This is a genomic window from Phycicoccus sp. Root101 (assembly GCF_001426245.1).
Taxonomy (GTDB): domain Bacteria; phylum Actinomycetota; class Actinomycetes; order Actinomycetales; family Dermatophilaceae; genus Pedococcus.
In genome coordinates, this window is record NZ_LMCM01000009.1 from 119,583 (window position 1) to 142,923 (window position 23,341).

At 72.1% G+C, this 23,341-nt stretch carries 20 protein-coding genes and 1 tRNA gene; 9 read left to right on the forward strand and 12 right to left on the reverse strand.

The features are described from left to right. The first annotated feature begins 122 nt into the window (after positions 1–122). Together aceE and ASC58_RS15265 are read left to right on the forward strand one after the other, a co-directional pair. Entirely contained in the window at positions 123–2,888 is a 2,766-nt protein-coding gene (gene aceE / locus ASC58_RS15260) for a pyruvate dehydrogenase (acetyl-transferring), homodimeric type (RefSeq protein WP_056919912.1), read from the forward strand. Positions 2,889–2,990: 102 nt separating this feature from the next. After that, a complete protein-coding gene (locus tag ASC58_RS15265) occupies positions 2,991–3,875 on the forward strand; it encodes an NAD(P)-dependent oxidoreductase (RefSeq protein ID WP_056919913.1) in 885 nt (294 codons plus the stop codon). 73 nt (positions 3,876–3,948) lie between these two features. Here the strand turns inward: ASC58_RS15265 and ASC58_RS15270 are convergent, their stop codons facing one another. Then, entirely contained in the window at positions 3,949–5,130 is a 1,182-nt protein-coding gene (locus ASC58_RS15270; RefSeq protein ID WP_056917598.1) for a glycerophosphodiester phosphodiesterase, read from the reverse strand. 126 nt (positions 5,131–5,256) lie between these two features. On the opposite strand from ASC58_RS15270, the gene ASC58_RS15275 reads away from it, so the two are divergent. The 6 genes from ASC58_RS15275 (at position 5,257) to ASC58_RS15300 (ending at position 10,997) form a co-directional block, all read left to right on the forward strand. Beyond that, positions 5,257–6,453, forward strand: coding sequence for a CdaR family transcriptional regulator (locus ASC58_RS15275; protein WP_056919914.1), 1,197 nt, complete (start codon positions 5,257–5,259; stop codon positions 6,451–6,453). 117 nt (positions 6,454–6,570) lie between these two features. Then, a complete protein-coding gene (locus ASC58_RS15280; protein WP_056917600.1) occupies positions 6,571–7,500 on the forward strand; it encodes an ACP S-malonyltransferase in 930 nt (309 codons plus the stop codon). Position 7,501: 1 nt separating this feature from the next. Beyond that, positions 7,502–8,521, forward strand: a complete 1,020-nt coding sequence (locus ASC58_RS15285; protein ID WP_056917601.1) for a beta-ketoacyl-ACP synthase III — start codon at positions 7,502–7,504, stop codon at positions 8,519–8,521. Positions 8,522–8,619: 98 nt separating this feature from the next. Continuing rightward, on the forward strand, positions 8,620–8,868 hold the full coding sequence (locus ASC58_RS15290) for an acyl carrier protein (protein ID WP_056919915.1): 249 nt from the start codon (positions 8,620–8,622) through the stop codon (positions 8,866–8,868). Between the two features lie 135 nt (positions 8,869–9,003). Further along, positions 9,004–10,248, forward strand: a complete 1,245-nt coding sequence (fabF, locus tag ASC58_RS15295; protein WP_056919916.1) for a beta-ketoacyl-ACP synthase II — start codon at positions 9,004–9,006, stop codon at positions 10,246–10,248. 122 nt (positions 10,249–10,370) lie between these two features. Next, positions 10,371–10,997, forward strand: coding sequence for a hypothetical protein (locus tag ASC58_RS15300; protein ID WP_056919917.1), 627 nt, complete (start codon positions 10,371–10,373; stop codon positions 10,995–10,997). A 57-nt stretch (positions 10,998–11,054) separates the two neighbouring features. On the opposite strand, the gene ASC58_RS15305 is transcribed toward ASC58_RS15300, so the two are convergent. From ASC58_RS15305 to ASC58_RS15315, 3 genes are all read right to left on the reverse strand, one after another. Further along, a complete protein-coding gene (locus ASC58_RS15305) occupies positions 11,055–11,573 on the reverse strand; it encodes a hypothetical protein (RefSeq protein WP_056919918.1) in 519 nt (172 codons plus the stop codon). A gap of 176 nt (positions 11,574–11,749) precedes the next feature. Continuing rightward, entirely contained in the window at positions 11,750–12,265 is a 516-nt protein-coding gene (locus tag ASC58_RS15310) for a DUF3145 domain-containing protein (RefSeq protein WP_082553364.1), read from the reverse strand. A gap of 276 nt (positions 12,266–12,541) precedes the next feature. After that, positions 12,542–13,030, reverse strand: a complete 489-nt coding sequence (locus ASC58_RS15315) for a hypothetical protein (RefSeq protein ID WP_056919919.1) — start codon at positions 13,028–13,030, stop codon at positions 12,542–12,544. 153 nt (positions 13,031–13,183) lie between these two features. On the opposite strand from ASC58_RS15315, the gene ASC58_RS15320 reads away from it, so the two are divergent. After that, a tRNA-Ile gene (locus tag ASC58_RS15320) sits at positions 13,184–13,257 on the forward strand. Positions 13,258–13,534: 277 nt separating this feature from the next. On the opposite strand, the gene ASC58_RS15325 is transcribed toward ASC58_RS15320, so the two are convergent. The 8 genes from ASC58_RS15325 to ASC58_RS15360 form a co-directional block, all read right to left on the reverse strand. Continuing rightward, positions 13,535–14,275, reverse strand: a complete 741-nt coding sequence (locus tag ASC58_RS15325) for a GAF and ANTAR domain-containing protein (protein ID WP_056919920.1) — start codon at positions 14,273–14,275, stop codon at positions 13,535–13,537. A 46-nt stretch (positions 14,276–14,321) separates the two neighbouring features. After that, positions 14,322–15,095: a GAF and ANTAR domain-containing protein gene (locus tag ASC58_RS15330; RefSeq protein WP_056919921.1), complete on the reverse strand. Its 774-nt coding sequence runs from the start codon at positions 15,093–15,095 to the stop codon at positions 14,322–14,324. A 480-nt stretch (positions 15,096–15,575) separates the two neighbouring features. Next, positions 15,576–17,570, reverse strand: a complete 1,995-nt coding sequence (locus ASC58_RS15335) for a DUF6541 family protein (RefSeq protein WP_056919922.1) — start codon at positions 17,568–17,570, stop codon at positions 15,576–15,578. Further along, complete coding sequence (locus tag ASC58_RS15340) at positions 17,567–18,301, reverse strand: ABC transporter ATP-binding protein (RefSeq protein ID WP_056919923.1); 735 nt, start codon at positions 18,299–18,301, stop codon at positions 17,567–17,569. The genes ASC58_RS15335 and ASC58_RS15340 overlap by 4 nt, the downstream gene beginning before the upstream one ends. Beyond that, positions 18,301–19,173 carry an ABC transporter permease gene (locus ASC58_RS15345; protein ID WP_235529264.1) on the reverse strand — a complete coding sequence of 291 codons (873 nt, stop codon included), beginning with the start codon at positions 19,171–19,173 and terminating at the stop codon, positions 18,301–18,303. The genes ASC58_RS15340 and ASC58_RS15345 overlap by 1 nt, the downstream gene beginning before the upstream one ends. Before the next feature lie 2 nt (positions 19,174–19,175). Continuing rightward, positions 19,176–21,131, reverse strand: coding sequence for a glycosyltransferase (locus ASC58_RS15350; protein WP_056919924.1), 1,956 nt, complete (start codon positions 21,129–21,131; stop codon positions 19,176–19,178). Then, complete coding sequence (gene glf, locus ASC58_RS15355; RefSeq protein WP_082553366.1) at positions 21,128–22,375, reverse strand: UDP-galactopyranose mutase; 1,248 nt, start codon at positions 22,373–22,375, stop codon at positions 21,128–21,130. The genes ASC58_RS15350 and glf overlap by 4 nt, the downstream gene beginning before the upstream one ends. After that, positions 22,372–23,286, reverse strand: a complete 915-nt coding sequence (locus ASC58_RS15360) for a glycosyltransferase (RefSeq protein WP_082553367.1) — start codon at positions 23,284–23,286, stop codon at positions 22,372–22,374. The genes glf and ASC58_RS15360 overlap by 4 nt, the downstream gene beginning before the upstream one ends. Positions 23,287–23,341 lie beyond the last annotated feature (55 nt).

Genomic DNA, 23,341 nt, shown 5'->3' on the forward strand with positions numbered 1-23,341 from the left:
CGCCTGATCCGGATACTGGCCAGTAGCCCCGACCGGGTTGTGACCGACGCCTCCCGAGGGGGGAAGATAGGGGCTGGTCGCAGGCAACCCCGCGACCGTGGCGCGAGAAAGGACTCACCACCGTGGCCGCACGCGAGGAAGCCGGACCCATTCTCAACGGCATCCCCAGCCAGCTCCCGGACATCGACCCCGATGAGACCCAGGAGTGGCTCGACTCCCTCGACGGAGTCATCGAGGAGGGCGGTCGCCAGCGAGCCCGCTACGTCATGCTCAAGCTGCTCGAGCGCGCTCGGGAGATGCAGGTCGGGGTGCCGTCGCTGACGGCGACCGACTACATCAACACGATCAGCCCCGAGGCAGAGCCGTGGTTCCCCGGTGACGAGGAGGTCGAGCGCCGCTACCGCGCCTACCTGCGCTGGAACGCCGGCGTCATGGTGCACCGCGCCCAGGCCCCGGGCATCGGAGTCGGCGGCCACATCTCCACGTACGCCTCCGCAGCGACCCTCTACGAGGTCGGCTTCAACCACTTCTGGCGCGGCGCCGACCACCCCGGCGGCGGCGACCAGGTCTTCTTCCAGGGCCACGCCTCCCCCGGCATGTACGCCCGCGCATACCTCGAGGGCCGCCTCTCCGAGGACCAGCTCGACGGGTTCCGCCAGGAGCACAGCCACGTCGTGGCCGGCAAGCCGCTCGCGCTGCCGTCGTACCCGCACCCGCGCCTCATGCCGGACTTCTGGCAGTTCCCGACCGTGTCGATGGGCATCGGCCCGATGAACGCGATCTACCAGGCGCAGTTCAACAAGTACCTGCACAACCGTGGCGTCAAGGACACCAGCCAGCAGCACGTCTGGGCATTCCTCGGCGACGGCGAGATGGACGAGCCGGAGTCGCGCGGCCTGCTGCAGCTGGCGGCCGGCGAGGAGCTCGACAACCTCACCTTCGTCATCAACTGCAACCTGCAGCGCCTCGACGGCCCGGTCCGCGGCAACGGCAAGATCATCCAGGAGCTCGAGTCGTTCTTCCGTGGTGCGGGCTGGAACGTCATCAAGGTCGTCTGGGGCCGTGGCTGGGACCCCCTGCTCGCGGCCGACCGTGACGGTGCCCTCGCGCACATCATGAACACCACGAGCGACGGCGACTACCAGACGTTCCGCGCCAACGACGGCAAGTACGTCCGCGAGCACTTCTTCGGCAAGGACCCGCGCACGCGCGAGATGGTCAAGGACTGGTCCGACGAGGACGTCTGGTGGAAGCTCAAGCGCGGTGGCCACGACTACCGCAAGGTCTTCGCCGCCTACCAGGCCGCCATGAACCACACCGGCCAGCCGACCGTCATCCTCGCGAAGACGATCAAGGGCTACGGGCTCGGCAGCCACTTCGCCGGCCGCAACGCCACGCACCAGATGAAGAAGTTCACCCTCGACGACCTCAAGGGCCTGCGCGACAGCCTGAAGATCCCGATCAGCGACGAGCAGCTCGAGAAGGACCCGTACCGTCCGCCCTACTTCCACCCGGGAGCCGACGACCCGACGATCCAGTACCTGCGCGAGCGCCGCGAGAAGCTCGGCGGCTCGCTGCCGTTGCGCCGCGTGGAGCACGAGCCGCTGAAGCTGCCCGACTCGTCGGCCTACGACATCGTCAAGAAGGGCACCGGCAAGCAGCAGGTCGCCACGACGATGGCGTTCGTCCGGCTGCTCAAGGAGCTCATGCGCGACAAGGAGTTCGGCAAGCGCGTCGTGCCGATCATCCCCGACGAGGCCCGCACGTTCGGCATGGACTCGTTCTTCCCGACGATCAAGATCTACAACCCGCACGGGCAGAACTACACCTCCGTCGACGCCGAGCTCATGCTGGCCTACAAGGAGGCCAAGGACGGGCAGATCCTCCACCTCGGCATCAACGAGGCAGGCTCGATCGCGGCCTTCACCGCCGCCGGCACGTCCTACGCCACGCACGGCGAGCCCATGGTCCCGATCTACGTCTTCTACTCGATGTTCGGGTTCCAGCGGACCGCAGACTCGATCTGGGCGGCTGCTGACCAGATGACGCGCGGCTTCCTCATGGGTGCCACCGCCGGCCGCACGACCCTCACCGGTGAGGGACTGCAGCACGCCGACGGCCACAGCCACATCCTCGCGGCGACCAACCCCGCGGTCGTGTCCTACGACCCGGCGTTCGCCTTCGAGATCGGCCACATCATGCAGGACGGGCTGCGCCGGATGTACGGCGACAACCCGGAGAACGTCATCTACTACGTGACGCTCTACAACGAGCCGATGAGCCAGCCCGCCGAGCCGGAGAACGTGGACAGCGAGGGCATCCTCAAGGGGATGTACCTCTTCGCCCCCGGCATCACCGACGGCCTGGGCGACGAGGCCCCGCGCGTGCAGCTGCTCGCGTCGGGTGTCGGCGTGCCGTGGGTGCTCGAGGCCCAGGAGCTGCTGCGCAACGACTGGGGCGTCGTCGCCGACGTGTGGTCGGTGACCTCGTGGAACGAGCTGCGTCGTGACGGGCTCGCCTGCGACGAGCAGGCGTTCCTGCACCCCGACGAGGAGCGCCGGGTCCCCTACGTCACCCAGCGCCTGCAGGACACCCGCGGCCCGGTCGTCGCGGTGTCGGACTACATGCGCCAGGTGCAGGACCAGATCCAGCAGTGGGTGCCCGGAGACTTCGCGTCGCTCGGCGCCGACGGGTTCGGGTTCTCCGACACCCGACCGGCTGCGCGTCGCTACTTCCACATCGACGGCCCCTCGGTCGCGGTGCGCGCGCTGCAGATGCTGGCCGCCCGTGGCGAGATCGACGGCAACGTCCCGCGTGAGGCGGCGGCCCGCTACCGCCTGCTCGACGTCACCGCCGGCACCTCCGGCAACGCGGGCGGCGACAGCTGACCGCCTGATTCGCTTGTCGCACAACAGGTATGCCGCCTGCTCACCGTGAGCAGGCGGCATACCTGTTCTGTGGGCCGGCGCAGTCTGGGAGAGGATGGGGACATGACCTCCCCATCCCCCCAGAACCCGCGGCGCCGCGTCGCCGTGACCGGCTCCTCCGGCAAGCTCGGCCGCACCGTCGTCGCCCACCTCGCCGAGAGCGGCTACGACGTCCTCGCCCTCGACCGCACCCGGCCCGAGTCGCCGCAGACCCCGTTCGTCGCCGTGGACCTCACCGACTACGGCCAGGTCCTCGAGGCGTTCTCCGGCGGGGTGGACGAGCACACCGGGCCGGTGGACGCCGTCGTGCACCTCGCGGCGATCCCGGCCCCCGGGCTGACGACGAACGCGGCGACCTTCGCGAACAACTCGGCGGCCACCTACAACGTGTTCGCCGCCGCCCGGGCGCTGGGGATCCGCAGCATCGTCTGGGCCTCGAGCGAGACGGTCCTCGGCCTGCCCTTCGACACTCCACCGCCGTACGTCCCGGTCGACGAGGAGTACCACCCCCGCCCCGAGAGCACCTACTCGCTCAACAAGGCGCTCGAGGAGGAGATGGCGGCCCACTTCTGCCGCTGGGACCCCGAGCTCACCATGGTCGGGCTGCGCTTCTCCAACGTGATGGATCCCGAGGACTACCAGGCGTTCCCGTCGTTCGACGCCGACGCGACCCTGCGCAAGTGGAACCTCTGGGGGTACATCGACGCCCGCGACGGCGCCCAGGCCGTGCGCCTGGGCCTCGAGCGGACCGAGCCCGGCGTCGAGGTGTTCGTCATCGCGAACGCCGACACCGTGATGAGCCGGTCGAGCGCCGAGCTGGTGGCCGAGGTGTTCCCCGGTGTCGAGGTGCGCAAGGAGCTCGGCGAGCACGAGACGCTGCTGGGCATCGACAAGGCGCGTCGGGTCCTGGGCTACGACCCGCAGCACTCGTGGCGCGACCACGTCTGAGCTCCGTCGACCTGACGCACGACGAACGCCCGGCCCCCGAGGGACCGGGCGTTCGTCGTCGGAACGGGTTCGCTCACTCGCTCTGCCCGAGGAAGTCCTTGCGCGCGGTGACGCAGATGTCGGGCTGGTCGCAGAAGACGCCGTCCACACCGGCCTTCATGAACTCCACCACCTCGTCGACCGCCCGTCCGAAGTCGGCGGGGTCGGACCCGACGCGGTAGTCCGTCGGCAGGAAGGTGTTCTCCGCACGGAAGGTGTACGGCGTCACCTTGAGGCCGGCAGCGTGGGCGGCAGCGACCAGACCGGTCGGAGAGGCGAGCGTCCCGTCGGCGCGGCGGCCGATCACGAGGTTCTTGTCGGGACCGATGCCGTCGATGGTCCGGGACAGCCGCTTCAGGCTGGCCGGCGCCAGCAGGTCGGCGTACGTGCGCGGGTCGCCCTTGCTGACGAGGTCGTACGGCGCCCCGGTGGCGCCTGCGAGGAAGACCTCGTTGGCGCGGTAGCCGTAGGTCGTCCGCAGCTCCACGAGGTTGGTGAGCTCGAAGGACTGGACCCACAGTGGCGCCTTCGGCGTGTCGAGCCGGTGCTTGCGGACGGCCTTGATGAGCGCAGCCTCGGGGTTGAGCCCCTTGGCGTGGAAGTACGTCGAGTGCTTGATCTCCGGGATGATGCCGATCTTCCGGCCGTACTCCTTGGACAGCTTCTCGCGCAGCGCCAGCACCTCCTCGAACGTCGGCACCCTGTACCGACCGTCGTAGAGCGTGTTCTCCTGGCGGATCTGGGGCAGCCGCTCCTTGGCCCGCAGCGTGCGCAGCTCGGCGAGGGTGAAGTCCTCGGTGAACCACCCGGTCGTCGCGACACCGTCGAGGTTCTTGGTCGTGCGACGCGAGGCGAACTCCGGGTGGTCGGCGACATCGGTCGTCCCGGAGATCTCGGGCTCGTGCCGGTCGACGAGGACCCCGTCCTTGGTCATGACGAGGTCGGGCTCGATGTAGTCGGCACCGAGCGCGACCGCGAGCTCGTAGGCACCGGTGGTGTGCTCGGGCCGGTAGCCGGAGGCACCGCGGTGCGCGATGACGAGGGGCCCGGTGGTCTTGCGGACCCGGTCGGTGGTGGCGGTGCGGTCCGCCCGGTCGGTGGCGGAGGAGGTGGTCGTGCGGCCCGAGGGTGCAGCCGCGGACGGCCCGGCGAGGGCAACGGTGGCACCCAGGACGAGGGCACCGGTGACGGCCAGGGCGGGGAGGGTTCTGGTCATGCCCGCGACGCTAGGAACCCGCCCTCGGCCGTGGGCGACCCTGCGGTGTCGGTCAGGTGAAGGTGCGTCGAACCGTTGGGGCCGCTCCCCCGGTGGTTGTGGGCGTCATACAAATAGACTCCCCGTATGGCGCCCGCGACGGTCACGACCTCCCCCGCCACCCTGCAACGGGTGGAGCGTGCCGCCGGGGAGCTGTCCAGCGGCGCGACCCGGCGGATGGAGACCGCGCACGACTGGTACCGCGCCCTGTCGGCGGAGGACCGGTCATGGGTCGGGCTGGTCGCCCAGGCCGGCATCGCGGCCTTCATCGCGTGGCTGCGCGAGGGCGGCGACCACATCCCCGTCACGGCGGACGTCTTCGGCACCGCACCCCGTGAGCTCACCCGGTCGATCACGCTGAGGCAGACCCTCGACCTCGTGCGCTCGGTGGTCGACGTCGTGGAGCAGGACGCCACGGCCCTCGCGGAGCCCGGTGAGGAGCAGGCCCTGCGCGAGTCGGTGCTGCGGTACTCGCGCGAGATCGCGTTCGCAGCGGCCGAGGTCTACGCGCACGCGGCCGAGGCCCGCGGGGCGTGGGACGCGCGGCTCGAGGGGCTCGTGGTCGATGCAGTCCTGCGTGGTGAGGCCGACGACTCCATGCAGTCGAGGGCCGCCGCGCTGGGCTGGGGTTCGACCACCCGCGTGGCCGTCATCGCCGGGAGCACGCCTCCCGGGAGCTCGGCCGGAGTGGTCGACGGCCTGCGCAGGGCGGCTGAGCGCGTGGGAGTGGACACCCTCGCCGCGGTCCAGGGACGCCGCCTGGTCTGCATCATCGGCAACGTCGACGACGCCATGGTGGCGGCGCGTGAGGTGGGCGACCAGTTCGGCGAGGGCCCCGTGGTCGTCGGTCCGACGGTGCCGCACCTGTTCGCCGCCGGCCGCTCCGCGCGGGCGGCGCTCGCCGGCCACTCGTGCGCGCAGGCCTGGCCCGAAGCACCCCGACCGGTGGCTGCGGACGACCTCCTGGCCGAGCGCGTCCTCATCGGCGACGCCCCTGCCCGCGCGCTCATGCTCGACCGGATCTGGCACCCGCTCTCCTCGAGCGGGGGTGCCCTGCTCGAGACCGCGGCGTCCTACCTCGAGACCGGGGGCGGCCTCGAGGGCACGGCCCGGCTGCTCTTCGTGCACCCCAACACCGTGCGCTACCGCCTGGGCAAGATCGCCGACCTCACCGGCTACCAGCTGACCGATCCCCACGACGCCCACACGGTGCGGATCGCCCTGGCCCTGGGTCGGCTGAGCCGCCCCGGCCCCTCCGCGGTGCGCTACACGCCCGCCGGCTGACGACGTGGCACCGGTCACGCCGGCGGAGATCAATTGGAGGAAACCTCCAAAACGGGCCCGGGATGTTCGTGCGGAACGGTCACGCCTCCGTCGGGTGGGGACCGCAAGGCTGGGATCGTGCTCGCAATCGTCTGCCCCGGACAGGGCTCCCAGACCCCCGGCTTCCTCGCGCCCTGGCTCGAGCTGCCTGCCTTCCGCGAGCGGCTCGAGTCGCTCTCCGACGTCGCCGGTCTCGACCTCGTGGCGCACGGCACGACCTCGGACGCCGAGACGATCAAGGACACGGCGGTCGCCCAGCCCCTCATCGTCGGCGCGGGCCTGGCCACCGCCGCGGTGCTGCTGCCGAGCGGCCCGGCGGGCACCGTCGGCGTCACCGCCGGCCACTCCGTCGGCGAGATCACCGCGGCGGCCCTGGCGGGGGTGCTGTCCGACCACGACGCGATGGTGTTCGTCCGCGAGCGCGGCGCCGGCATGGCAGCCGCCAGCGCCACCACGCCCACCGGGATGAGCGCCGTCCTCGGTGGCGACCCCGCGGAGGTGGCCGCCGTCCTCGAACGCCACGGCCTCACGGCGGCCAACGCCAACGGCGCCGGCCAGACCGTCGCCGCCGGCACCCTCGACCAGCTGGCAGCGCTGCTCGCCGACCCGCCGGCCAAGGCGCGCGTCATCCCGCTGCAGGTGGCGGGCGCGTTCCACACCACCCACATGGCCCCCGCCGTCGAGGCGCTCGGCGAGCTCGCCCAGGGCTTCGACGTCAGCGATCCCGGCGTCACCCTGCTGTCCAACCGCGACGGCGCCGCGGTCGGCTCGGGCGCTGAGGTCCTGACCCGCCTGGTCCAGCAGGTGAGCAACCCGGTGCGCTGGGACCTGTGCATGCAGACGATGGTCGAGCAGGGCGTCACCACGCTCATCGAGCTCAGCCCGGCCGGCACCCTCGTGGGGCTCGCCAAGCGCGGGATGCCCGGGGTCACCACCCTGGCCGTGAAGACGCCCGACGACCTCGCGGCGGCCCAGCAGCTCATCTCCGACGACGCGCAAGAGGCCTGACATGACCACACCCGCCCCCAAGGGCACCGGCACCATCACCGCTCCCGCCGGAGCCACGTTCTCGCGGATCCTCGGCGTCGGCGGCTACCGCCCCGAGCGGGTCGTGTGGAACGCCGAGCTCGTCGAGGCGATCGACTCCTCCGACGAGTGGATCCAGGAGCGCTCGGGCATCAAGAGCCGCCGCTTCGCCGCCAAGGACGAGTCCGTCGTCGACATGTCCGTCGCCGCCTCGCACGAGGCCCTGGCCATGGCGGGGCTCGAGGCCTCCGCCATCGACGCCGTCATCGTCGCGACCGTGACCCACCCGTTCCAGACGCCGGCCGCGGCGCCGATCGTCGCCGACCGGCTCGGCATCCAGGCCGCTGCGTTCGACATCTCGGCCGCGTGCGCCGGCTACTGCCACGCCATCAGCCTCGCGAGCGACATGGTGCGTGGCGGCAGCGCCCGCCACGTCCTCGTCATCGGCGTCGAGAAGCTCTCCGACTTCACCGACCTCAACGACCGTGGGTCCGCCTTCATCTTCGGCGACGGCGCCGGCGCGGCCATCGTCGGGCCGTCCGACACCCCGGCCATCGGCCCAACCGTGTGGGGTTCGGACGGCGCGCAGTGGAAGGCCATCTCGCAGCGCGACTCCTGGGTCGACGTCCGCGACCAGGACCTCGGCTGGCCGGCGATCGGGATGGCCGGCCAGACCGTGTTCCGCTGGGCCGTCTGGGGCATGGCCCCCGTCGCGCTCAAGGCGCTCGACGCCGCCGGGGTGCGCCCCGAGGACCTCGACGCGTTCATCCCCCACCAGGCGAACATGCGGATCATCGACGCGATGATCAAGCAGCTCAAGCTGCCCAGCGACATCGCCGTGGCCCGCGACATCGCCGACACCGCCAACACCTCCGCCGCCTCCGTCCCCCTCGCCACCGAGCGCATGCTGCGCGAGGGTGAGGCACCCCGGGGCGGCCTCGCCCTCCAGATCGGCTTCGGTGCCGGCCTGGTGTATGCCGCGCAGGTCATCGTCCTGCCCTAGCGGCACCCACGACTCCCGCGGGCCCGCGGGGTGCACGACCGGGCCGACCAACGACCAACCACACCGACACCCGTCGGACAACCAAGGAGCGCAAGCACATGGCACAGAGCGAGCAGGAGATCCTCGAGGGACTGGCCGAGATCGTCAACGAGGAGACCGGTCTGGACACCGACTCGGTGCAGTCCGACAAGTCCTTCACCGACGACCTCGACATCGACTCGCTGTCGATGATGACCATCGTGGTCAACGCCGAGGAGAAGTTCGGCGTGCGCATCCCCGACGACGAGGTCAAGAACCTCAAGACCGTCGGCGACGCCGTGTCCTTCATCTCGAAGAGCCAGAGCTGACCTGCGGCTGACGCCGCACCCGCACCACAAGCGGGGTGGCGCGCCCGCGCCATACCCGGCTCGCCGGCCGCCACCCCGCAGCAGCACCACGCACCACCCTCCACCGCAGCACCCCTCACGAAGGAGCACCCAGACATGACCGCCGAACGACGCGTCGTCGTCACGGGCCTCGGAGCCACCACCCCCGTGGGCGGCAACGTCCCCGACACGTGGGACGCCATCCTCGCCGGCCGGTCCGGTGCCCGGACCATGCCCTACGAGTGGGTGGAGCAGTACGACCTCCCCGTGAAGTTCGCCGCGACGCTGAAGACCCCTGCCGAGGAGGTGCTGAGCAAGGTCGAGGTCCGCCGCATGGACCCGAGCGCGCAGTACGCCCTCATCGCCGCGCGTGAGGCCTGGGCCGACGCCGGGTCGCCCGAGGGCGACCCCGAGCGCCTGGCGGCCTGCATCGGCACCGGCATCGGTGGGGTGTGGACGCTGCTGTCGCAGTGGGACAACCTGCGCGAGAAGGGCCCGCGCCGCGTCTTCCCCCTTGCCGTCCCCATGCTGATGCCCAACGCCTCGTCGGCCGCGGTCTCGCTCGAGATCGGGGCCCGCGCCGGCGCCCACACCCCCGTCTCCGCCTGCGCCTCCGGCCTCGAGGCGATGGGCTACGCGTACGACATGATCCGGAACGGTCGTGCGGACATCGCCGTCGCCGGTGGCACCGAGGGTGCCGTGCACGCGCTGCCCATCGCGGGGTTCGCCGCGATGCAGGCCCTCTCGACCCGCAACGACGACCCCGAGCGAGCCTCGCGCCCCTACGACACCGGGCGCGACGGCTTCGTCCTCGGTGAGGGTGCGGCCGTGGTGGTGCTCGAGGAGTACGAGGCGGCGAAGGCCCGCGGTGCCAAGATCTACGCCGAGGTCGGCGGCGTGGGCATGTCTGCGGACTCCCACCACATCGCGGCGCCCGAGCCCGAGGGCGCCGGTGCGTCCCGAGCCATGGTCGAGGCCGTCCAGCGCGCCGGCCTGACGCCCAAGGACATCGTCCACGTCAACGCCCACGCGACGTCGACGCCGGTCGGCGACGTGGCCGAGTCCAACGCGATCCGCCGGGCCTTCGGCGACGACGCGGACGGCATGCCCGTCAGTGCGACCAAGTCGATGACGGGGCACTTGCTCGGTGCCGCCGGTGCGCTCGAGGGCGTCCTGACGATCCTCGCCCTGCACCACCGCCTCGCCCCCGCCACCATCAACCTCGACGACTTCGACCCGGCGATCAAGCTCGACGTCGTGCACGGCGAGGCACGCAAGCTTCCCGCCGGCGACATCGCCGCACTGAACAACTCGTTCGGGTTCGGTGGCCACAACGTGGCGGTGGTTTTCACTTCAGTGTGACCCCTGCGGTTGCCTGAGTTAACGGCAAGTCAGCCGTTCGGAGGGTGGTCGTCCCGTGATGTCTTCGTGATCATCGAGTCGCGGCCAGTTTGCGGCCGTGAGTCCGATCAGGGAGGTCGCGGGTGGTTGGTGCATCGGGAGCGCGGGGCTGGGGCGTCGAACGCATCCAGGTCGTCGACGACCGCCTGCCCCGACGGTTCCGGGCAGCCCTGTGGTCGCACACCCTCCGCAGCCCCCTCGTCCTGCGCCAGCTCGCGCCCGTCCTCGCCGTGGCGGCCCTGACGGCCCTGTTCTGTGCCTGGCGGCACCCCGGGGGGGCCGCCGAGCTGACCTGGTGGCTGATGGGTGGGCTCGCCGCGGTGGCCCTCGCCGCATATGGCGCCATCGTCCTGATGACCATGGGCCGCAACGAGGCGTGGCTGGCCCGTGAGGTGGTCCCGGGACGGTTCATCGCCGTCACCGTGGGGCAGGAGAGCCTGCGGGTCCGGGACCACGACTCGTCCGTGGAGTACGGCTACTCGCTGATCACCGGGGTGCACCAGTACGGCGACGTGGTCGTCATCGAGCACAGCCCGTCGTTCTGGACGCTGCCCCTGGAGCTGTTCGAGGTCCACGAGCTGAGCGTCATCCGCGCCCGCGCCGGGCGCACCTTCCTGCCCTCTGCCGGCACCATCGAGCAGCCGCTCGAGGTCGGGCAGCACGCGGTGGTCCAGGCGCGGGCCGGGCGGGCCGGCCGCATCGTCCGCTGACGGCGGGCGTCTCGCCGACTCCGTCCAGACCCGGTTCAGCGCGGGGCTGGGGCAGGGTCACGCCGCGGATGGGCGTACCCGGTGACGACCGTGGAGGTGGTCGGCGGCCGGGGAGGGCGCTCGCGTGGCGGTCGAGGACCGCGAGGCGCCGGTCGCCGCGGAGCCGGCTGAGGCCGTGGTGCCGTCCGGCGTCGCTCCCCCTGGCGGCGACGTATCGGGCGCCGACCGGTCCTGGGTGGCGGGTCGGTCGGACCGGGTCGCGCCGGACCGCTCGGGCAGGACGAACGGGAACGCCAGCAGGGCCGTGAGACCGGCGACCCAGAGCAGCAGCAGCCCCGGCCGCGGCTTCCAGCTGCCGCGACGGGCCAGTGCGCCGTGCCGGACCAGCTCGCGCAGGTAGGCGATGAGCGTGGCGAACGCGGCCACGGCGAGCAGCCAGAGGGCCCAGGCTGCGGCCGCTGCGTCGCCGGGCAGCGGGGCGGTCAGGACGAGCCAGGCGCACCACAGCAGGATCCCCGCACCAGCCGTGGCCAGCACCCCCACGAACACCAGCGGACTGGCCTTGGGGCGGGTCACAGATACCTCCAGGGTCGGACGATCAGCGCGACACGCTACCGAAACCCGTCCCGGACCCGGGAATCCCGCAGGTCAGCGGGGATCTCTCTCCGGCCGGCTGCGGCCCGGCACGCAGACGAGCCGGTGAGCCTCCCCCCGGAGGCCTCGCCGGCTCGTCCCTGCCTTGCTGACCTGGGTCAGCCGACCTTGTGGAGCCATCGCACGGGCGCGCCGTCACCGGCGTAGCGGAACGGCTCGAGCTCCGCGTCCCAGTCCGACCCGAGGAGCTCCTCGAGCATGTCGGACATCGCCTCCGGGGAACCCTGCGACAACCGCAGGACCTCCCGCAGCCGGTCCTCGTTGACCACGGCGTCTCCCGCAGCCGAGGTCCAGGTGTGGTGGATGCCCAGGGCCGGCGTGTGCGACCAGCGTGACCCGTCGGCGCCGGGACTCGGCTCCTCGGTCACCTCGTAGCGCAGGTTGTCCCACCCGCGCAGCGTCGAGGCGAGCTTGGCGCCGGTGCCCTGCACACCCGTCCACGCGAGCTCGGCGCGCACCAGTCCGGCCCCGGCCGGTTGCGGGGTCCAGTCGATGGCCAGCGGGCGGTCGAGGGCTGACTCGAGCGCCCAGGTGATGTGCGGGCACAGCGCTTTGGGGGTGGAGTGAATGAACACCACCCCGCGAGTCGTGACACGCGGCATCGCGACAGACATCCGGGCCTCCTTGGGTGTGCGAGGGACGTCTTCCCCACGAACCTGCGCACATCTCGGGTCACCGGCGTGTTGCCGCGATCTTCAGTTGGGACCTGCTGGCGACCATTGTGCACCACGCACCACTTCGGCACCAGCGTTATCACGAGTCCCGTCCAGCACATGTTCACCGACGGGTATGGCGGGCGGTGAGCAGCGCCCGGCCGCGCGCCATACCGGTCTGCCGCGCCCACCCCGCCCATGCTGGTGCGAGGTGGGTGCGACGGGAGGATGGTGCGGTCAGGTCGTCGAGCTGGAGGTGGCTGCCGGCGCCTCGCCCTGGGTGGGCGCTGCTCCCCCGGCTCCTTGCCCAGCGGACGGCCCACCGCCCGGCCCACCGCCCTGCCCATCGCCCTGGCCGCCCTCCTGAACCGCTGTCACGGCGTAGTCCTTCCCGATCTGGACGATGATGTGGGTGCCGTCGGCGCGGACCATGTGGGCCTCGAACACTCCGTCGGAGTCGGTCTCGACCCGTTCGATCGTCGCGGTGGGCTCCTTGGCCTTGGCGGCCGCGGTGACCTTCGCGGCCACGTCTCCGGTCAGGAGCTTCTCGTCCGAGCGCATGGCCTTGCTGGGGTCGGCGGCCGCGCCGGACCCGGTCGACGGCGGGTACGACGACGTGGCGGTGGACGACGTGACCTGGTCGGCGCTGGCCAGGGACGCGCCGGTGATGGCGATGCCGGTGGCGAGCGCGAGACCGGCGGCGACGGGGACGATGGTGATCTTCACGGGGTGCTCCTTGGTTGGTGGAGCTCCACAGTGCGACCGGCGTCTGTGCCGGTGCACTGCGGGAGGAGTGCCGGGGCTGTCGGTGCCTGTGACTCCCTGTGAGGGCTGCCGGTAGGCTCACCGCGCCCAGCCGGTGACAGCCGAGCTGGTGCCGGGGCAGTAGCTCAGTCGGTCAGAGCAGCGGACTCATAATCCGTCGGTCGTCGGTTCAAGCCCGACCTGCCCCACCTCCTGTACGACTTCGACGGATGCATGACACCCACTGCGCGGTGCTGGCGCTCGTCTGCGCCAGGGACTCGCGGAGCGGGAAAGTAGCCATGCCCAGGGCTGTCGGTGGCGGCAGATGAGTTCTATGGTGGAGGTGCTGCCCCAGACCATGGACTCGGTCCTCTGGAGCATGCTTCCGTGGGGGGATCGGCGCCGGGGCAGGTCACAGCGTGCCCCCTCCCGAGGCAACCCCCCACCGCCTCTGGTCGAGGGGGCGCGCTCGCGTCTCCCGCCTGATCACCCTTGGCGCTGCGCCGAGGTCAGGTCCGGATGGCTCGTGGGGTCGTGCAGCACCGCGTCGGCGACGTCGGTGAGCCGAAGGTGGCGCCCGCGACTGTAGGAGCGAAGCATCTCGAAGGCCGCGTCCGGGGTGGTCCCGTGCAGCTGCGACAGGGCCCCCTTCGCCTGCTCGATGGTGATGCGGCTGTTGAGGGCCCGCTGCAGCTGCTCGGTGAGCAGCTCGCCGCGCCTGATGGCGCGCTCCTGGAGGATGCCGATCGTCGCCACGTCGGCCAGGGACTGCAGCAGGTTCGCGTCGGTGCCTGAGAACTCCCGCGGGACCGAGTCGAAGAGGTTCAGGGCGCCGATCAGCGTTTGCTGGTGCCGCAGCGGGAAGGCGTGCACGGACCGGAAGCCGGCCTCGACGGCGCGGGGTGCGAAGCTCGGCCATCGCCCCGAGCTCTCCTCGAGAGCCGACTCCGAGATCGCCACCCCGGTCCGGAAGCAGTCCTGGCACGGACCCTCTTCACGCTGGACCTGGAAGAGCTCGATGAGCCTGGCCGACTCCGTCGAGGCGGCCATGAACTGCAGCCGTCCGTGCTCGTCGCTGAGGAGCAGGCCCGACGCCGAGGACCCCGCGAGCTCGACGGCGCGCTCGGTCACCAGGGTGAGGAAGTCGATGAGGTCGAAGTCGTCGACCAGGGTGTCCGCGACCTGGACGAAGGTCTCCGCCAGACGTGCGCTGGAGATGGTGCTCATGGTGTGCTCCCGTCGACCCGGTCTCGTGGACGGGCCATGCTCGTAATCACAGGTCATCCCGGGTGAGGTCGATCCTACCGGCGAGGACGTCCCGGGCGACCTCGTCCAGCGGACGTTCGGTGGCGTAGGCACGAGCCCGGAGCCGCAGCATGGCCTCGGTCAGGGGAACTCCCAGCTGCACCGTGAGGACCCCTTGGGCCTGGTACACCTCCGAGTTGAGGCCGAGCCCGTCGCCGTCGCCCAACCTGTCGCCGTCGCCGAGCCCGTCCGCGTCGCCGAGCCCGTCCGCATCCCGGCTCAGTGCGGCCGCCGGCACGCTCAGCATGGTGTTCAGGCAGATCCGGGCGAGCCCCAGGGCGTCGAGGACGACCTCGTGGGCCAGCGGGCCACGCTCCTTCCGGTACAGAACCAGTGCTCCCAGGCGGGCCGCGCCGATCTGGATCGGGAAGGCGAAGACGGCGGCCACTCCCTGCTCCTCTGCTGACGCGGCATACGCGGGCCACCGACGTGCCCCGGAACCGGTCAGGTCGTCCTCGAGGACCGGGCTCCGTGCCGAGGACGCCTCCACGCTCGGGCCCTCACCGAGCGTGAACTGCACCTCCTCCAGGCGACGGACGAACGGGCTGGACGCAGCGATCGTGCCGAGCGGACGCGCCGCCCTGTCCATGACCGAGACCCCGACACCGGCCACGGCCAGGATCTGCACGGACGCACGGCAGATCCGGTCCAGCCTCCCGGCCAGGTCGCTCGCGGCATCGGCCGGGGCCTCGACCTCGACGAGTGCCTGCAGTCGGTGCAGTCGGTCGGGTGCCTCGCTCACCCGCGTGACCGTCGCGCTCCGGCAAACCCAGGCATGGCTCTCGGTCCTGCTCTCTGCCGCAGTCAGTGGTGTCCGTGGTCGGTTCACCAGCCTACGGGCACCCGAGCAGCTGGGCCCGCTCCGGCAGAGCCCAGCATGCGAGATATGGGGCGGATTGACGGGCTCCGGGGTATGGACTTGGCCCACGGAGGGCAAAGGTCCGGTCAAGCCCCTGCCGCTCGCGCACTTCCGAGGCGTACCGTCGACGTGTCGGGACGGCCAAGCGCACCCCCACTCCAGCGGCGAAGCCCACCGACAGCGTCGAAGGTCCCGGTTTCATCCGCCGCGGGCCCCGACTGCGGCCGACAATCAGGGGTAGGCCGCACGTCCAGCGCCTCCGCCAGCTCCCGCTCTGGGACGGCGGAGGCGCTTTCGCGTTCCCGGAGCCTCGGGCTCCAGGTCGTCGGGACGTCTGCGGCGGCAGCTGACCCGGCCGCCGCGTCAGCAGGCCGTGATGCGGTAGAGCGTGAGCCGCCCGCCGCTGGCCACGGGGACGAACCCGGGCGCCTGGGAGACGTCGAGTCCCCGGTAGGCCGCCTGACGCCAGTCGCCCTTCCAGAACGAGACCGGGCCCGACAGCACGTACCCCAGCCGCAGGCGACGCACGGCCGGGCAGACGTCGGGGTCGCTGGCGGCAGCGGACAGGTCCGCGGCCACCAGGGCACGGTCCGGCCCCCAGCTGCCCTGAAGGTGCGGGAACAGCGCAGCCCGGTCGCCGAGCGGCGCGCTCAGGACCGAGCCGTTCCACGGGTTCCCGGCCACGGTGCTCCCGGCCGGGACGAGCTCGGGCAGGCGGCGCAGGAGCGACTCCTCCCCGGAGCCGACCATGCCCTGGCCGGCGTACCACGTGGCCACGACCCGGGTGTTGGAGCCGGTGTAGACGCCGCCGGTCACGACGACGAACCCGATCGCCGCGGCGGCGACGAGACGCTCCGGCCAGCGCGACGCCGCTGCTCGGTCACCCACCCCGTCGGCGAGGTGGGCCAGACCCACGGTCGCCAGGGGGACAGCCGTCACCCCGAGAAGGGCGGCGAGGCGGAACGGGTCGTCGTACCAGGGCCCGCTCAGCGTGCGGGAGACCGGTCCGTCGCTGCCGGCCACGACCACGAACGCGGCGCCGGCCGCAGCGTGCGCCAGCACCAACCAGCGCCACGAGGGTCGCCTCCACGCGGTCACGCACCCGACCAGCACCAGCGCTGCCGCGAGCCACGGCACGGGGGTGCGCACCGGTGCCGACAGCGCCCACTCCCCCGCGGCCTGCGCGAGTCCCTGGCGGGCCGGCCAGCTCGTCCGTCGGGTCGCCGCGAACACCGGGGACTGCGCGACCACCCAGAGCTCGGTCGACACCAGCAGCAGGGCCGCGACGCCGACCGCGACCCGCCGGGCGGTGGAGGTCCGGGGTCTCGCCACCCACTGCCACCCGGACACGAGGGCGACGACGGTGACGAGCAGGACGGCGCTCAGCACCGCGTTCGGGTGCGCCAGTGCCATCCCGGGGACGACCGCCACGGCGACCAGACCCGCCCGGAACCGGCCCAACGACAGGTCCGCCGCGCGGAGCTCGTCGGTCCGCCAGCTCGCGGGGGCTTCGATGGGACCGCCGTGACCGATCCCGCCCTCGGGGACCCGCAGCACCGTCACCGCACACGCCAGCACGGCGGGGAGCAGGACCGTGGCGAGGGCGTTCGGCCACAAGGTCCCGTACGACAGGAGCAGGTGGGGCGTCGCGCCGAAGGCCGCGGCGAGGACGCCACCGGCCAGCAGGACGCCGGGACGGACGCCCACGGTCTGCCGCACGAGGAACACGCAGCCCAGGGGCCAGACGACCCCGGCGATCGCCACCGACACCGCGCTCGCCGACACGATGACCCCCGCACCGCTGAGCTGGGCGACGAGGACGGTCACGCCGTGCCAGGCGGCGGGGTAGAAGCCTGCAGCGCGCTCCGGGGCGGCGACCGTGCCGAGGGTCAACGACGAGGCGTCGCCACTGCGCAGGGCGGTCCACACGGCGTTGAGGTGGAACATCGCGTCGAACGTCTGGGGGAACACGTCGGGCCGGCCGATCCCGCGGGCGACGGCCACGGCGGCGCACACGCCCCCGACTGCGGCCCCGCCGAGCCCGGCCAGGTCCGGGAGGTGCCCGACCGTTCGCGCCTCGGGGCACCGCAGCCCCAGGGAACGGGCCAGCGCGAGCACCCCCACCATCGCCGCGGACAGGACCACGGCACCGAGGGCCACCACACCCATCCCGAACGGCACGCCGAGCCGCCCCGCGACCACGGCGGTGACGGACACCGTCGTCACCGACAGTGCCGGCGCCAGACCCAGGGCGGGTATGCCGCGCAGCCCGGCTGCCAGGGCGACGACCAGTCCCGGGAGGACCAGGACGCCGCACGCGGCGACGAGGGCCGGCCACGCGGCACACCAGGCGCTCAACCTGCCACCCGCATGGCCGCGACGGCCGCGCCGATGGGGGCGTCGGCGACGAGGTGGCCCCGGTCCAGGACGACCCCGCGGTCGCAGAGCCGTTCGACCAGCGGCAGGTCGTGGCTGACGACGACGAGGGTGCGGCCCTGGGCGCGGAGGAGCTCGATGCGGTCGAGGCACTTGGCACGGAAGGCCTCGTCACCCACGGCGAGGATCTCGTCGACGAGGAAGACGTCCGGTTCGGTGTGGACCGCGACCGCGAAGGCGAGGCGAAGGAACATGCCCGAGGAGTAGAACCGCACCTGGGTGTCGAGGAACGGCCCGATGTCGGCGAACGCCACGATGTCGTCGAAGCGTTCCTCGATCCGGGCTCTCTCGACACCGAGGATCGAGGCGTTGAGGTAGACGTTCTCGCGCCCGGTGAGGTCGGGGTGGAAGCCCGCGCCGACCTCGAGCAGCCCGGCCAGCCGTCCCCGCACGCGGACCTCGCCCGTGTCCGGGGCCATGACGCCGGCGACGAGCTTGAGGAGGGTGGACTTGCCGGATCCGTTGCGCCCCAACAGCGCCACGGACTCACCACGGCCGATGGTGAGCTCGACCGGGTGCAACGCGGTGAACTCGTCACGGCGGGCGCGACCCTGCAGGGCCCACACGACGCTCTCCTTGAGCGAGTGCGTGTGCCGCAGGCTGAAGTGCTTGGAGATGCCGTCGAGCTCCACGGCGGACACGGGGGCGACCATCACAGCTCCTGCGCGAAGCGGCCCGACAGCGAGCGGAACACCCACTGCCCCAGGGCGAGCAGCGCCAGGGCGATGGCGAAGGAGCTGGCCACGCGCACCCCCAGGTCACCCGGCAGGGCAGCGGCGTTCCCCGGTGAGGCGTGCGCCCAGGTGCCGCGGTGCACGAGCTCGACGGCGACCGTGAGCGGGTTCGACTGGTAGATCGCCAGGAGCGTCGAGCCGTGGCCGAGCAGGTCTGCGACGCGTTGCCAGGGGTACAGGACCGGGCTCGTCCAGACGACGACCATGAGGACGAGGTCGACGACGTTCTCGACGTCCCGGAACAGCACGTTCACGGCCGCCAGCAGCAGCCCGAGGCCGAGGGCCAGCACCCCGACGAGCACCAGAGCTCCCAGCAGGGCCAGCAGGCCGACAGGGTCCGGCGACCACCCGGCGACCAGGGCCCCGATCACGAGGACGAGCAGCTGCGGGCCGAGGTGCACCCCGGCGACGCAGAGGCTGGAGACCGGGAAGAGCTCACGCGGGAGGTAGATCTTGCGGACCAGGTCGGCGTTGGCCACCACCGAGCGCGTCGCGTTGCCGACGGCCTCGCCGAAGACCGTCATGACCACCAACCCACCGAAGAGGTACACGGCGTAGTCGCCGATCGCGTTCTGCCGCAGGACGAGTCCGAGCCCGACGAAGTAGACGCCGAACTGCACCGCCGGCTTGACGTAGGACCAGCCCAGGCCGAGGACCGACGCGCGGTACCGGACGCGGAGCTCCTTGCGGACGAGGAGGCTGAGCAGGAAGCGCCGTCCGGCCACCTCCCGCAGGCCCCCGCTGCGTCCCTGGACCACCAGCGGCGCCTCGCCGGTCGTCGGCAGCGACACCGTCACTGCCCGTCCCCCCGGTCCGGGAGCGGGAGGTCGAGCGTCTTGCGCCATGCATCGGCACCCACGAGGTCGGGCAGCGCCGCGCGGTACTCGGCAGCCAGGCGCGGCCACTCCCGCAGGAGCCGTTGGTGGACGGCGGTGGCGCGCCGCGTCGCGGCAAGGGCCGCGGCGCGGTCGCGGCGGTGCCACGAGACGCCGGTCCCGTCCGTGGTCGACACCAGCGCGGAGTCCAGGCGCGAGAGCGTCCACCAACCTGCGTCGACGGCCGGCACCTCGCGCTCGGGACGCTCGCGCGACGCGGCGGGCACCGGGGTGAGCTGGCGCGCCATACCGAGCAGGGCGGTGACCACCGTCGCGGCCTGGCTGGTCGGCTTGCCCGTGCTGGGGTCGCGCCGGCGCGGCTTGGCCGGCCGGACGGCGGCGAACTCGTGGGGGTCGGCGGCGACGCGGGCGTCGTCGAAATCCGCCCGGGCGGTCCGGACCTCGCCGAGCGTCGTGGCCAGGCTGCCGTGCAGGGCCGCAGGCCCCTCGAGGACGTCGAGCAGGGCACGCTCGCGCAGGTGGGCTGCCGAGTACTGCATCGCGACGAGGTGCTTGAGCTGGATGGCCAGGCTCTCCCGGACCATCCGCCCACCGTGCTCGAAGGGCGAGTGCAGCAGCGCCGCGACGAACCGGTTGCGGGCGTGGAAGTAGGCCTGCCAGTCCACGGAGTCGTCCTTGTCGGTCCACGGCACGTGCCAGACGGCCGCACCGGGCAGGGAGACCGTGGGGTAGCCGGCCGCCGCGGCACGCAGGCCGAACTCCGCGTCGTCCCACTTGATGAAGACGGGCAGCGACAGCCCGACGTCACGCAGGACCGTCGTGGGGATGAGGCACATCCACCAGCCGTTGTAGTCGGCGGCGGCGCGGCGGTGCAGCCACGGGGTGGACCGCAGGTTGGACGACGACAGGTCGTGGTCGTGCTCGGTGGCGGCGGCGGGGGCCCACCGGAACTGCCACGGCGCCACGCGCTCGGCGAAGGCGTGCAGCACCGACCGCTCGTACATCGAGAACATGTGGCCACCCACGACGGTGGGCGTCCGCGCGAAGTCGGCGAAGGTCACCGCACGGGCGATGCCCTCGGGTTCGCAGACGACGTCGTCGTCGAGGAGCAGCACGTGGTCGCTGCGGCCCACGTCGAGCGTCTCGAGCATGGCGCGGGCGAACCCACCCGAACCCCCGAGGTTGCCCTGCTCCAGGACCCGCAGCCTCCGGCCGAGAGCCGTGGCCGCGTCGTCGAAGCCCGGGGCCTGCCGGACGGCCTGGGTGCCCTGGTCGACGACCAGCACCTCGTCGACGACGTCGCGCAGCTCCTCGGCCGCCCCCAGCTGCCCCAGCAGTGCCGCGCAGTAGGCGGGGCGGTTGAACGTCGCGATCCCGATGGTGACCGAACCGCGGGGCGGCTCCTGCGCCTCGGGGCGCAGGTCGCCGGACAGCCACTCGGCCGACTCGAGGACCAGGTCGCTGCTGCCGGCCACCAGGTCGAACCAGTACCAGCCGCCGTCGCCGAACGCGTTCAGCGGCAACGACACCCCCTCGTCCGACGACCCCGCGAGCGACCGCGAGGTCACGCGGGCCACCGACCCGCGGGCGGACGAGCGGTAGACGACGAGGGTGCCGGCCCCGCTGGTCCGCACCCGGAGCCGGACGCCCGCCAGGGTGCTCCACCGGCGCCAGTACCCCGCCGGGAAGGCGTTGAAGTAGGTGGCGAAGGAGGCCCGCTGCCCGTGGCCGAGCTGGTACGAACGACGGCCGAGCACCTGGTCGGGGTTCTGGTCGTAGGCGACCGGCAGGACGGTCTCGCCGTCCTCCACGGCCCCGGGAACCTGCTGTCCGTCGACGTAGAGGGGCAGGACGTCCAGGTCGCCGTCGGTCGGGAAGACGACGCGCGCGAGGACGCGGGGCTCGGTGCTCACGTGGTCGCTCCAGCCGTCGCGCCTGCCGGTGCGAGGGCCGGTGCGAGGGCGGCACGACCCCGGTTGCCGGAGCCCGGTCGCATGGCTGCGCCGCGGCCGTGCACCAGCTCGTCGAGGTCGTCGACGAGGCGCAGCGCGGAGGCGATCGCCATGTGCATGTCGAGGTACTGGTACGTGCCCAGCCGTCCCCCGAACGCGACACCGAGTTCCCGCTCCTGCTCCACGAGCTCGCGGTAGGCCAGCAGGCGACTGCGGTGCTGCGGGGTGTTCACCGGGTAGTACGGCTCGTCGCCGGCCCCCGCCGTGCGGGACCGCTCTCGGACGATCACGGTCCGGTCGGTGCGGTAGTCCCGCTCGGGGTGGAAGTGGCGGAACTCCAGGATCCGGGTGAAGTCCACGTCGCCGTCCGCGTAGTTCATCACCGGCGCGCCCTGGAAGTCGCCGACCGGCAGCACCTCACGCTCGAAGTCGAGCGTCCGCCAGCCGAGCGGTCCGTGCTCATCGCCGAAGTAGCGGTCCACCGGACCCGTGTAGACGACCGGCACCTGCCCCCTCACGGCGTCCCGGGACAGCGCGTGCCCGGCTTCGAGGAAGTCGGTCTCGAGGTGCACCGAGATCCTCGGGTGGTCGGCCATCCGGCTCAGCCACGCGGCATACCCGTCGACGGGAAGGCCCTCGTAGCGGTCGTTGAAGTAGCGGTTGTCGTAGGTGTAGCGGACAGGAAGCCGGCTGATGACCTCCGCAGGCAGGTCGCGCGGGTCGGTCTGCCACTGCTTGGCCGTGTAGTCGCGGATGAAGGCCTCGTAGAGCGGGCGCCCGATGAGCGACACCGCCTTCTCCTCGAGGTTGCGGGGCTCCCCTGCGAGCTCGGCCGCCTGCTCGGCGACCAGCGCCCGCGCGGCGTCCGGGCCGTGGTTGGAGCGGAAGAACTGGTTCAGCGTGCCCAGGTTGATCGGCAGCGGGAAGACCTCACCACCGTGGACGGTCCAGACCCGGTGCCGGTATGCCGTGAAGTCGGTGAAGCGGTTGACGTACTCCCAGACCCGCTCGTTGGAGGTGTGGAACAGGTGGGCGCCGTAGCGGTGCACCTCGATCCCGGTGTCGGGGTCGGTCTCGCTCCAGGCGTTCCCACCGGGGTGGTCACGACGGTCCACGACAGCGACGTCCAGCCCGCGCTCGGCCGCCTGCTCCGCGACGGTGAGGCCGAACAGGCCCGCCCCGACGACGACGAGGTCGGCCCTCATGCCCCGCTCCTCTCGTGGCGCTTCCGCTGCGACGGCGCGACCCCGGGGCCACCGCCTGCCTCCCGGCCGAGGACCTCCCCCGCGTCACCGACGGAGGTCGTGAACTTGTTGCGGTACAACGAGGTCCGCAGACCGACGGGGATCACGCGATAGCCCCCGCGCACCGCGACGTTGCGCAGCATCTGGCCCGAGGTCGTGAACCCCTCACGCCGCAGTCGGCGCTGGAGCCCGAGCTCGGAGCGCAGCAGCCGCAGTCCCCCGCGTCGCTGGTAGGAGCCGGCATCGACGCGGTAGAGGACGAGCGGCTCCGGCACGTTGGCCACCACGGACCCGGACTCGATCATCCGCGTGAAGAGCCAGTAGTCCTCGAGCAGCGGCAGCTCGCGGTAGCCCCCCGCCTGGAGGACGGCGGAGCGACGGTAGACGACCGTCGGGTGGTTGAAGGGGCTGCGCAGGCGCGCCTCGGCGGCGATGAGTGCCGGGTCGGTCGGCGGGATGCGCAGCAGGCCCCCCGTCGGCGTCGTCTCGCCGAACTCGCGCATGCCGGCGCCGACGAGGTCGGCCCCTGCCTCGATCATGGGCAGCTGCACGGCGAACCGGTGCGGCAGGCTGATGTCGTCGGCGTCCATGCGCGCGACGACCTCGTGGGAGCAGGCCGACAGTCCGCACTGGAGCGCCTGCGCCAGGCCGACGTTGTGCTTGAGCCGGAGGCGGCGCACCGGCACCGGGCTCGAGGACTCGGCGCGCTCGAGGGCGGACGCCAGCTCTGGTCCGATCTGGCCGTCCTGGACGACCACCACCTCGGAGGGTCGCACGAGCTGCTCGCTCACGGTGCTCTGGAAGGCCCTGGCCAGGTAGTCGGCGCGGTCGCCGCGGTACACGGGCAGGAGCAGGGAGAAGGGGGTGCTCACGAACGACGACGCTAGGCACGCCGCCCCACGGGACGGTGAACACGCCGCGTCCTCG